Source organism: Longimicrobiaceae bacterium (genome assembly GCA_035936415.1).
GTDB lineage: Bacteria > Gemmatimonadota > Gemmatimonadetes > Longimicrobiales > Longimicrobiaceae > JAFAYN01.
In genome coordinates, this window is sequence record DASYWD010000423.1 from 1 (window position 1) to 11,373 (window position 11,373).

The following is an 11,373-nucleotide window of genomic DNA, read 5'->3' on the forward strand; positions in this document are numbered from 1 at the left end:
CGTATGCCCTGTGCGGGTTCGCCAACTTCAGCTCCATCGCCATCCAGATCGGCGGCATCGGCGGATTGGCCCCGGAGCGCCGCGGCGACCTGAGCCGGCTGGGCTTTCGCGCCATGATCGCGGGCACGCTGGCCAGCTTCATGACCGCGGCCGTGGTGACGATGATCCTGTGAGACAGTCCGTGAGTGCGTGAGTGCGGAAGGTGCTTCTTCAACCGGGACGTGACGGAATGCCAGTAGAAGTGACGCGGGAACTGCTGCACCGGCTGCCCAAGGCCGAGCTGCACGTGCACCTGGACGGATCGCTCCGGCCCGAGACCATGCTGGAGCTGGCGGCCGAGTACGGCATCGCGATGCCGGTCGGCGATCCCGAGGCGCTGCGCGACTACATGCACGTGAAGGACGCGCGCAACCTGGTGGAGTACCTGGACCGCTTCGCCATCACGCTCTCCGTGATGCAGACGGAGTACGCGCTGGAGCGCATCGCCTACGAGTTGGCCGAAGACCTGGCGGGCGAGAACGTGCGCTACGCCGAGATCCGCTACTCGCCCATCCTCAACAGCCAGGGCGGGCTGCCGCTCACGGCCATTGTCGACGCGCCGCTCCGCGGGCTGGCTCGAGCCAAGGCCGACTTCGGCATCGAGACGGCCATCATCATCTGCGGCATCCGCAACATGGAGCCCGCCACGTCGCGAGACCTGGCAGACCTGACAGTGGCGTACAAGGACCGGGGCGTGGTGGCGTTCGACCTGGCGGGCGCGGAGTACAACTACCCCGCCAAGAAGCACAAGGACGCGTTCTACACCGTCATCAACAAGAACATGGCGGCCACCATCCACGCCGGCGAGGCGTACGGCGCGGAGAGCATCCACCAGGCGCTGCACTACTGCAAGGCCAACCGCATCGGCCACGGGACGCGGCTCTTCGAGGACCCGGACCTGATGCGCTACGTCAACGACTTCCGGGTGCCGATCGAGATCTGCCTGACCTCCAACGTGCAGACGCGGGCGGTCCCCAGCTTCGAGCAGCACCCGCTACGGCAGTACTACGACGCCGGGCTCGTGCTCAGCCTGAACACGGACAACCGGCTGATGTCGGCCACCACCGTCTCCGAGGAGTACTGGCGGGCGCACCGGCACCTGGGGTTCACCTGGGAGGAGCTGGTGGACATCTCGCTCATGGGGTTCGAGAGCGCCTTCATGCACCGGACGGAGAAGCTGGCGATGGTCGCGAGGGTCAAGGAGGAGATCGCGGAGCTGGAAGAGGCGGAGGCCGTGGCGGCCTGAGCGCACGGACCGCATACGAATCAGGGCCGGACTCCCCCGCGGGGGAGCCCGGCCCTGTCGTTTCGGGGAGCGGCGACGGCTACCCGAGGGCGCCGCTCCCCGCCAGGCGCTCGCGGATCCGGGCGACGATCACCTCGATCCCCGGGGCGTTGTTGCCGCCGCGGGGGATGATGACGTCGGCGTAGCGCTTGGTGGGCTCGACGAACTCGAAGTGCATGGGGCGCACCGTCCCCAGATACTGCTCGATGACCGAGTCCAGCGTCCGCCCCCGCATCTCCAGGTCGCGGCGGAGCCGGCGGATGAAGCGCACGTCGGCCTCGGTGTCCACGAAGATCTTCAGGTCGAACAGGTCGCGGATGCGCGGCTCCACGAAGAGCAGGATCCCCTCCACCAGCACGACGTCCCGGGGGATGACGCGCTGCGTCTCCGGGGCGCGGGTGTGCGCCACGAAGTCGTAGACCGGCTTGGCGATGGGGCGGCGGTCGATGAGCCGCTGGAGGTGCTCCGTCAGCAGGTCGTTGTCGAGCGAGTCCGGGTGGTCGAAGTTGACCTTCCGGCGCTCCTCCAGCGGGAGGTGGTCCAGCTCCCGGTAGTACGAGTCCTGATCCAGGAAGACGGCGGAGTCCAGGTGCAGGGAGTCGTAGATCTTCCTGGCGACCGTGGTCTTCCCGGAGCCGGTCCCCCCGGCGATCCCGATCAAGAATGGCTTCATGGACATACGCTGCGGAGCGGGAGGCGAGGGTGCGGGCGTAGATGTACCGGTGTCGAAACTCGGACGCAAGGGTGGGCGGGTGCAGGCTTGTCGGACGTGAGTTCAACGCAGACGGGAACAAGTTGTCGAGCTCCGCGACGCGCGACGAGCCCCCCGTGGCGCATCGTGCAGGGGGTGTCCTGGGCATGAGACCCGCCACGCAGACGGGCACCTTCGCTGCTGCGAAGATGCCCGTCAGACCGACTCGTGTCTGTGCAGGCTCAGGCGGCGTCCGAGCGGACACCGCCTGAGCCGAACCCGGCTAGTTGAAGGTGTAGCGGAGGCCGAGCTGGATCCGGTACACGTCGCTCAGACCGAGCGTCGGCTGGAACGTGTCGCTGATCAGCTCACCGCCGACGTTGGCGAGGCGGTACCGGATGCGTCCCTGCGCATCGGGGCTGGTCGCGATCAGCGGGTTGGTGGTGGTGAGCCGCTGCCCGACACCCCAGTCGCTGTTCAGGAGGTTGCCGAAGTTCAGGACGTCGAGCCGCACCTCCAGGGCGTTCCGCTTCCCGGCGATGTCCGTGAACACCTGCTGGGCGATGCCCAGGTCCGCGCGGTACACCATCGGGAGGAAGATGGCGTTGCGCTCGGCGTACCGGCCCCGGTTCCTGCTCAGGTAGGGATCCTGCCGGATGAACGCATCGAACGCCGCCGCCTGCTCCGCCGCCGTGAAGGTCCGTCCCGACGCGGTGTACGTCTCGAAGTTCATCTCGGAGACGTCGCTCGGGATGTAGATGAGGTCGTTGAAGCGACCGCCGTCCCCGTTGATGTCGCCCGAGAACACGTAGCTCGCATTTCCGGGAGTGAAGCCGTCCAGGAACAGCGAGACGGTGGTCCCCCCGAAGCGGAAGTACTCCGCCCGGTACGACGCGGCGCCGAACACGCGGTTCCCCTGCGAGTTGTTGGAGAAGCCCAGCCCCGGGTTGTTCGGATCGCCGGCGTGCGGGTTGTTCTGCCAGGAGCCGGACGCGATGGAGCCCGGATCGACGGTGTTCTTCGCCACGCCGTAGCTGTATCCCGCCTTGACGAAGAAGCCGTTGCTGAAGGGCTTCTCAAGTGTCCCGGCGATGTTCCACGAGTACCCATCGTTCTGGTTCTTCAGGACGATGGCGTTCGTGACCTTGTTGACGATGCGGTCGCTGGTATACCGCGGACGCGCATCCGCCCCGGTGAACGCCGACTGGGCCGCGGGCAGGTTGGCGTTGATGTAGTAGACGCCGTTCACGTCACGGCCGTAGAGGAACTCGCCCGTGGCAATCAGCCCGAACGGGAGCCGCTGGTCGATGGCGAAGTTGCTCCGCCAGACCTGCGGGAACCGGAAGTCCGGGTCGGTGAACGCGAGCGCGTAGCTCCTGGCCGGCTGCCCGCTGACGCTCGCGGGCTTGTAGAAGTTCGGGTCCGGATTGAACGGCCGGCTGCGCGTGTTGCGGTCCTCGATGAAGCCGGTCAGCACTCCGTTCTCACCGATCTGGTTGGAGATCCAGACGTACGCCGGGCGGCCGGTGAATACGCCGGTGCCGCCGCGGATCTGCGTGCTCTGACGCCCCAGAACGTCCCAGTTGAACCCGATCCGCGGGGAGAACAGCAGGTTCGCGCCCGGGAGCTTGGAAGTCGAGTACCGGACCGCGTTTCCGTTCTCGTCACGGAAGTTGAACGTGTCGACTTCGGGGTTCTCGAAGCCGGTGTCGCCGAAGAACGGTACGTCGATGCGCGCACCGGCGGTCACCTTCAGGTCCGGGAGCGCCTGCCACTCGTCCTGCGCGTACACGCCGGTGTAGAGCACCTCCAGCGGCTGAACGGGCTTGTCCTGGCCGGGGATGTTCGAGTAGCGGACCTGGAACAGACGCGCCGTCACCGGGGAGGTCGTCCGGTTCGGGTTCTGCAGGAAGCCGTTTGCGTCCGTGTAGAAGTCCTGGAGCGAGTTGTACACGTAGACGCTCTGGGAGCCCGGGAAGAACACGTTCTCGGACTCGTACCGTTCGGCGCTCACGCCGAAGGTGAGGGTGTGCCCCGGAGTGAAGAACGTGAAGTTGTTCTGGAGCTGGAAGCTGCCGTAGCGGAGCTCGTTGTTCGGAGTGAACGGCTCGAACCCGAAGCTCGTGTAGGTGCGGCCGCCCTCCACGATGTCGACCATCGGGAAGAAGCTCCCCCGCGAATCCCGGCTCTCGTCCTGGGCAGTGTATCCCAGGATCAGGCTGTTGGACATCCGCGAGCCGATGACCGCGTTCCACTCGCCAACCAGCGAGCGGATGTTCTCCTTGATGATGTAGTTCGTGTTCTGGAAGTTGAGTGCGTTCTGGTTGGTCCTCCGGCTACCGAACCCGAGCGACGAGGAGTTCGACGCGAGAACGTCCGTCCGGGAGTCCAGATGGATGTACCGCAGGCTCAGCTTGTTGCTCGCGTTCAGGTTGTAGTCAAGGCGGGTCAGGAACCGCCTGGCCGGCGTCTCGTGATCGTAGCCCTGGTAGGGCCCGGTCTCGTAGCCGAAGTTCGTCCTGAGGAAGGTGCTGAGCTGATCCAGGTCGGAGGCCAGGACCCGGGTGACGTTCCCCCCCGGAGCCTCTCCCGCCGCCGCGGCCCGGAAGGTGGTTCCCGGCGAGGTCTCACCCTCGTCCTCCACGTTGACGAAGAAGAAGAGCTTGTTCCGGAGGATGGGGCCAGAGACCGTTCCACCGATGAGGCCGAAGTCGAACTCGCCCGGATCGAAGTCCTGGCCGCCCGCCTTCTTCCCGACGAAGCTCTCGTTGCGGCGCCGGTAGTAGACCGAGCCGGAGAAGTCGTTGGTCCCGCTCCGGGTGACCGTGTTGACGCCGGCGCCTACGAAGTTCCCCTGGCGCACGTCGAACGGCGCGATGTTGACCTGAACCTGCTCCACCGCGGCAAGCGAGATGGGAGCGACACCCGTCCGGTCCCCCGGCTGCCCACCCAGACCGAACGAGTTGTTGAAGTAGGAGCCGTCGACCGTGATGTTGTTCAGTCGGTTGTCCGTGCCGGCGAAGGAGCCGTTGCCGCTGTACTGGGGGGTAAGACGCGTGATGTTGTCGAGCCGCCCCGTGATGTTCGGAAGCGTGGCGACCACCTCCCGCTGCACCGAAGTCGCGGCACCCGTCCGGTCGGTGCTGAAGACGGCCCCTGCCCCCTGCCCGGTGACGGTCAGCCCCTCGATGGCGACCGCGGCCTCGCCGAGGACGAAGTCCAGGTTGTTGGTGACGCCCAGCGTCAGGGAGACGTCCTGCCTGACCTGAGACTCGAATCCAAGCTGGGCGGCGGTCACGGTGTACGGCCCGCCCACCCGCATGCCCGGGATGAAGTACCTTCCGTCCGTCTGGCTGACCGACTGGTAGGTGGTTCCGGAGGGCTGGTGCACCGCGCGCACCGTGACGCCCGCGAGCGGGGCGCCGGCCGCGCTGGTGACCCGACCGCCGATGGCCGACGTCGTGACGCCCTGAGCGCCGAGGGCTCCGGGCAACGCGAGGCCGAGCATCAGCGCCCATGCCAGCCGGGCTACTGTCCGCACACGTTGTTTCATCATGTGTTTCTCGGTTGAAGAGAGAGGTGGGGAGATCCCGCTTCCCCGGTTGCGCGTTGAGGATAGCGTTGGCGAACGTCGCGGGACAGGCGGGAATGTAACATGCGGGTTACAGGGAGAACAAGAGAAAAACACGCCCGTCTCCCGGCGCGGAAAACGTGGCGGGACCGGTCCGGGTCGCGCCCGGCCGGCCCCGACGGCACCGCGCTCGCCGCTGTTCAGCGTGACATGAGGAACTGCAGCACGTCGGAGCGCGTCACGATGCCCGCCACCCTCGACCCGTCGCGCACCAGCACCGCGGGCGTCTGCCGCGAGAGCATCTTGGACACGCCGTCCACCGGCTGCGAGGCGGCGATCGTCGGGAACGGCTCCTCCATCACTTCCCCGACGGTGGCGTCCAGGAAGCGGCTGCTCTCCAGGCCGCGGGTGACCAGGTCGTACTCCGTCACGCTCCCGACGCAGGCGTCGCCCTCCAGGACCGGGAGCTGGGAGACGTCGTGGAGCCGCATGAGCCCCAGCGCCTGCCGGACCAGCGCCCCGGGCGTGGTGCTGATCACCTCCTCGGGAGCGCCCGTCCGCCGCTCCAGCAGCATTCCGATGCTGACGCGGTCCGGCTCCAGGAGCTGGTTCTCGCGCATCCACTCGTCGTTGTACAGCTTGGAGAGGTAGCGCTCGCCCGTGTCGCAGAGGAACGTCACCACGCAGGCGTCCGGGTCGTCCAGCTCGCGCGCGAGGTCCAGCGCCGCGTGCGTGATGAGCCCGGCCGAGCCGCCGACGAACAGCCCCTCCTCCCGCGTGAGCCGCCGCGCCATGGCGAAGGCGTCGCGGTCGGTGACGGTCACGAAGTCGTCGATGACGCTCATGTCCAGCGCCCCGGGGATCTTGTCCTGCCCGATCCCCTCCACCTTGTAGGGCGCGCCGCCCACCTCGGCCTCCCCCCCGATGCGCCAGCTCTCGGCGAGGATGGAGCCCAGGGGGTCGGCGGCGACGATGCGCACGCCCGGGTTCTTCTCCTTGAGGTAGCGGCCCACGCCGCTGACGGTGCCGCCCGTGCCGGCGGCCGCCACGAAGTGCGTGATCCGCCCCTCCGTCTGCTCCCACAGCTCGGGGCCGGTGGTCGCGTAGTGGGCCTCCGGGTTCGCCATGTTGTAGAACTGGTTGGCCAGGATCGCGTTGGGGGTCTCCTCCGCGATCCGCTTCGCCATCATCACGTAGTTGTCCGGGTGGTCGGGCGCGACCGCGGTGGGGGTGATGATCACCTCGGCGCCGAAGGCCTTGAGGAGCCGCACCTTCTCCTGGCTCATCTTGTCCGGCATCGTGAAGATGCAGCGGTACCCCTTGATGGCCGCGGCCAGGGCCAGTCCCACACCGGTGTTCCCGCTGGTCCCCTCGACGATCGTGCCGCCGGGCCTCAGCGCCCCGCTCCGCTCCGCCGCCTCGACGATGGGGAGCCCGATGCGATCCTTGACCGAGCCCCCGGGGTTCATGAACTCGGCCTTGCCGTACACCGGGGTGCGGATCCCGGCGGCCACCCGGCTGAGGCGGATCAGCGGAGTCCACCCGATCGTCTGGAGGACGTCGTCGTAGGGCTGCTGGTGACGGGACATGGAAACGGGTTCGGGAACGGGGAAGCGATCCGGTGTCAGGAGGGATCGGGCTGCGCGCCGCCCTCCGGCGTCATCTTGAACTGCACGGGGAGGAGGACCCACATCCCCACAGCGTCCTCGCCGCGGCGGGCCGGCTCGAAGCGGAGCTCCCGGGCGCCCGCCGCCGCCGCCTGGTCGAAGGCCGGGTGCCCGCTGGTCCGCTCCACCCGGGTGGTGTCCACGGTGCCGCCCGGACCGACGTACAGGCGGAGCAGCGTCTCCCCCTCCACCCCGGCGTCCCACAGCTCCTCCGGGTACTGGAAGGGCGATGAGGCGACCTGCCGCGGGGGCGACTCCGGGACGGGCTCCGCCTCGCACCCCGCGGAAGCGAGGAGCGCGGCGGCAAGCGAAAGACAGGTCGTGCGGTCGGGCGTCATGGCTTCCGGCGCGCGGGGCTCAGCCCCGCGCGGACTCGACCAGCTCGGCCAGGAGCACCAGCGCCTGGACCGGGGTCAGGTTGTGGACGTCCATGCCCCGCAGCCGCTGTACGGCGGGGTGCGGCGGCGCTTCGAAGAGCACGAGCTGCGTTTCCGGGAGCGGCGCAGCCGCGGGCCGCTTCCCGTTGCCGTTCCGGGGCGCGGGGGCGGCGCCTTCCAGCTCGGCGAGGACCTCCCGCGCGCGCTCCACCACCTCGCGGGGGAGCCCGGCGAGCCGCGCTACCTCCACCCCGTAGGAGCGGTCCGCGCCGCCGGGGAGGAGCCGGCGGAGGAAGACGATCTCCTCGCCGCACTCGCGCACGGCCACGTTGAAGTTTACCACGCCCGGGAGGCGTTCGGAAAGGCGCGTCAGCTCGTGGTAGTGGGTCGCGAAGATGGTCTTCGCGCCCACCCGGTCGTGCAGGTGCTCGGTGGCCGCGGTGGCGACGGAGAGCCCGTCCCAGGTGGAGGTGCCGCGCCCGATCTCGTCCAGCAGCACCAGCGACCGCTCGGTGGCGCCATGCAGGATCGCGGCGGTCTCGCTCATCTCCACCATGAAGGTGGACTGCCCCCGCACCAGGTTGTCGGAGGCGCCCACGCGGGTGAAGATGCGGTCCACGATCCCCAGGCGCGCCGATCGCGCCGGGACGAACGACCCAACCTGGGCCAGCAGGGCGATGAGCCCCACCTGCCGGAGCACGGTGCTCTTGCCGGCCATGTTGGGGCCGGTGAGGACCATCACCCGCGCGTCGCGGTCCAGCCGCACGTCGTTGGGGATGAACTCCTCGCGCGGCATCATGGTCTCCACCACGGGGTGGCGCCCGCCCTCGACGTCCAGCGCGTACCCCTCGTCGACTTCGGGGCGGACGTACTCGCGCCGCACCGCCACCTCGGCGAGACCCGCGAGCACGTCCAGCGCCGCAACGCGCTCGGCGGTGGACTGGATCCGCGCCACCTCCGCCGCCACCCGCGTCCGCAGCTCGGAAAAGAGGCGCTGCTCCAGCGCGGCGATCCGCTCCTCGGCGCCGAGCACCTTCTCCTCCCACTCCTTGAGCTCGGGGGTGAAGTAGCGCTCGGCGTTCGCCAGCGTCTGCTTGCGATGGTAGTCGTCGGGAACCCGGTCCAGGTTGGCGCGGGTGACCTCCAGGTAGTACCCGAACACCTGGTTGAAGCCCACCTTGAGCGAGGCGATCCCCGTGCGCTCGCGCTCGCGCGCCTGGAGGCGGGCGATCCACTCCACGGCCCCGTCGCGCGCCGCCCGCAGCTCGTCCAGGTCGGCGTCGTACCCGGCGCGGATGTAGCCCGGGTCGGCCGCGGAGGCGGGCGCCTCCGGGTGCACGGCGGCCGCGATCTCTTCGCGCACCTCGTCCAGCGGGTCCACTCCGTCGCGCAGCCCGGCCAGGAGCGCGCTCCGGGTTCCCTCCAGCGCCGCGCGCACGGCGGGGAGGCGCGCCAGCGAGGCCGCCAGCGCCAGCATCTCCCGGGGCGCCACCCGCCCCGTTGCCACCTTGGCGGCCAGGCGCTCCAGGTCGCGGATCTCCGCCAGCGCCCCGCGGAGCGCGCCGCGGCGGTCCCCGTCGTCCACCAGCTCGCCGACGGCGTCCAGGCGGGCGCGGATCGGCTCCACCCGCACCAGCGGGGAGACGATCCAGCGGCGCAGGAGCCGTCCGCCCATGGGGGTGAGCGCCTCGTCGAGCACCCGCAGCAGCGTCCCCTCCGTCCCGGTGCCGCGGAGCGTCTCCACGATCTCCAGGTTGCGGCGGGTCATCTCGTCCAGCGCCATCACGTCGCCGGCGCGCTCCACGCGCGGGGGGCGCAGGTGCTCCACTCCGCCCGGCTGGACCTCGCCCAGGTAGCCCAGGAGCGCGCCGCACGCGCCCACCAGGTCGCCGTCCCCGGTGCCGAGGCCGAAGCCGTCCAGCCCCAGCACCCGGAAGCGGCGGGTCAGCTCTTCCCTTCCCGCCTCCGGGTCGAAGAGCCAGTCGCTGCGGTAGGTCCGGGTGGCGTCCTCCGCTCCCGGTACGGGGAAGATCTCCCAGGAGCGCGGAAGCAGCACTTCGGCGGGGCCGATCCGCCCCAGCTCCGCGGCCACCTCCGCCCAGGGGATGCGCCGCAGCAGCAGCTCCCCCGTGGACAGGTCCACGCAGGCGAGCCCCAGCGTGTCCGTCCCCTGCGGCTCGCCCGCGAGCGCCACGAGGAAGTTGTTGCGCCGGGCGTCGAGGAGCGCGTCCGAGAAGACCGCGCCCGGGGTGACCATCTCCGTCACGGCGCGGCGGACGATCCCTTTGGCCTCCCGGGGGTCCTCCACCTGCTCGCAGATGGCGACGCGGCGGCCCAGCGCCACCAGGCGCTGCAGGTAGTTGTCGAGGGCGTGGGCGGGGACCCCGGCGAGCGGCGCGCGGGAGGCGCCGTTGTTGCGCGAGGTGAGGGTGAGGTCCAGGAGGCGGGAGCCTTCCTCGGCATCCTCGTTGAACATCTCGTAGAAGTCCCCGACGCGGAAGAAGACAATCGCGTCGGGGTGGCGGGACTTCACCTCCCGCCACTGCTGCATCAGGGGGGTGTCCGTGGCCGTGCTCATCCGTCGCGGCGGGTGCGAGGGGCCGGACGATTGTTCCGGGTCTGACGCGGCATCACTTGCGGGGACGGGATGGCTTCTCAGGGACGGCGGAAGGTAGCCCGCGGGAGTGGCCGGGGCAACTCCTTGGCGCCTTTACTGGGTTTTCCGGGGCGTTTGGCGCACGGCACACGGGACCTTGGCTGCGTCGCGCGGGCGGTCGGGGGCGGGGGTAGTCTCCGGAAGAAGTGAACCCGGAGGGACTCGCTTGCGAGCACTCGCTACGCTCAGACATCCACTTCTTCCTCCGACCACCCCCGCCCCCTCCCTGTCACCCCCTGCGTGAGGGCACCCAACGGCTCCTGCCGTACTCCCCTCCCCCTTGCGGGGAGGGGCCGGGGGAGGGGGTCCGCCGCCGACTCGCTCGGAGCCGACCTGACAGGAAGCCCTCCCCCGCATGCGGGGGAGGGTGGCGAGCCTAAAGCGAGCCGGGTGGGGGCCGCCGACGCGCTCCGCTACCTCCCGACGGCCACCACAGTCGGCCGGTACCCGGCCCGGCGGAGCCTCGCCACCGTGGGTGCAGCCGCCTCCCGCGACGGGAACGAGCCGACGCGCACCCGGATCGTGGAGTCGTCCCCGACCATGGTGACGACCGCGTCGAACCCGGCGGTCCTGAGCCGGTCGCGGAGGGCGGCTGCCCGAGCCACCGAGCGCTCGGAGGCCAACTGGATGGTGAACGTCTCCCCGCGCGCGGCGGGATCGCCGGTCGCGGCCGGCTCACGGGGTAATTCCCGGGATTGCGGCGGAGGTGCCTGAGCCGAGGCGGGAGGCGTGTTTGGGGGAGCGGATGCCGCGGTGCGCGCGGCCGGACGCAGTCGGGCGAGCTGCTGCAGTGCGGGAGCGCGGTGGGGGCTCTGCGGGAAGTCGGCGGCGAGGCGCTCCAGGTAGCTCGCCGCGCCCGCGGAGTCTCTACGCGCTAGGCGGACGTGCGCCAGCCGGAGCACCGCGTCGTCGGCGTCGGGCGCGAGGGGGTGCTCTACCGATACGCGCAGCAGGTCGCGCTCGGCGGCGTCCAGAGAGTCCGAAAGGACGGCGCGCAGGTAGAGGCCGGCGGCGCGGCGGTCGCCGGTGGCGGTGTCGCCCGCGGCGGCCCACCAGGCGCGCAGGGCGGTCCGGGCCTCCGCGTAGC

The 11,373-nt window shown here is 70.0% G+C and carries 7 protein-coding genes; 1 reads left to right on the plus strand and 6 read right to left on the minus strand.

Annotated features, from left to right (window positions below; all coding sequences use genetic code 11):
- Nucleotides 1–229 precede the first annotated feature (229 nt).
- Nucleotides 230–1,285 carry an adenosine deaminase gene (gene add, locus VGR37_17225; GenBank protein ID HEV2149153.1) on the plus strand — a complete coding sequence of 352 codons (1,056 nt, stop codon included), beginning with the start codon at nt 230–232 and terminating at the stop codon, nt 1,283–1,285.
- A 79-nt stretch (nt 1,286–1,364) separates the two neighbouring features.
- Here add and udk read toward each other — a convergent pair whose 3' ends face one another.
- The 6 genes from udk to VGR37_17255 form a co-directional block, all read right to left on the minus strand.
- A complete protein-coding gene (gene udk, locus VGR37_17230; GenBank protein ID HEV2149154.1) occupies nt 1,365–1,997 on the minus strand; it encodes a uridine kinase in 633 nt (210 codons plus the stop codon).
- 301 nt (nt 1,998–2,298) lie between these two features.
- Nucleotides 2,299–5,571, minus strand: coding sequence for a carboxypeptidase regulatory-like domain-containing protein (locus VGR37_17235; protein ID HEV2149155.1), 3,273 nt, complete (start codon nt 5,569–5,571; stop codon nt 2,299–2,301).
- A 215-nt stretch (nt 5,572–5,786) separates the two neighbouring features.
- Nucleotides 5,787–7,175 (minus strand): cysteine synthase A, encoded by a 1,389-nt coding sequence (locus tag VGR37_17240; GenBank protein ID HEV2149156.1) that lies wholly within the window; start codon nt 7,173–7,175, stop codon nt 5,787–5,789.
- 35 nt (nt 7,176–7,210) lie between these two features.
- Nucleotides 7,211–7,591 carry an energy transducer TonB gene (locus tag VGR37_17245; GenBank protein ID HEV2149157.1) on the minus strand — a complete coding sequence of 127 codons (381 nt, stop codon included), beginning with the start codon at nt 7,589–7,591 and terminating at the stop codon, nt 7,211–7,213.
- Nucleotides 7,592–7,610: 19 nt separating this feature from the next.
- Nucleotides 7,611–10,208: a DNA mismatch repair protein MutS gene (mutS, locus tag VGR37_17250; protein HEV2149158.1), complete on the minus strand. Its 2,598-nt coding sequence runs from the start codon at nt 10,206–10,208 to the stop codon at nt 7,611–7,613.
- Nucleotides 10,209–10,699: 491 nt separating this feature from the next.
- On the minus strand, nt 10,700–11,373 hold a 674-nt coding region (locus tag VGR37_17255; protein HEV2149159.1), incomplete at its 5' end, for an SPOR domain-containing protein.

Coding starts and splice junctions, on each gene's coding strand:
- add (HEV2149153.1), top strand. CDS start 230: ATGCCAGTAGAAGTGACGCGGGAACTGCTGCACCGGCTGCCCAAGGCC.
- udk (HEV2149154.1), bottom strand. CDS start 1,997: ATGAAGCCATTCTTGATCGGGATCGCCGGGGGGACCGGCTCCGGGAAG.
- VGR37_17235 (HEV2149155.1), bottom strand. CDS start 5,571: ATGATGAAACAACGTGTGCGGACAGTAGCCCGGCTGGCATGGGCGCTG.
- VGR37_17240 (HEV2149156.1), bottom strand. CDS start 7,175: ATGTCCCGTCACCAGCAGCCCTACGACGACGTCCTCCAGACGATCGGG.
- VGR37_17245 (HEV2149157.1), bottom strand. CDS start 7,591: ATGACGCCCGACCGCACGACCTGTCTTTCGCTTGCCGCCGCGCTCCTC.
- mutS (HEV2149158.1), bottom strand. CDS start 10,208: ATGAGCACGGCCACGGACACCCCCCTGATGCAGCAGTGGCGGGAGGTG.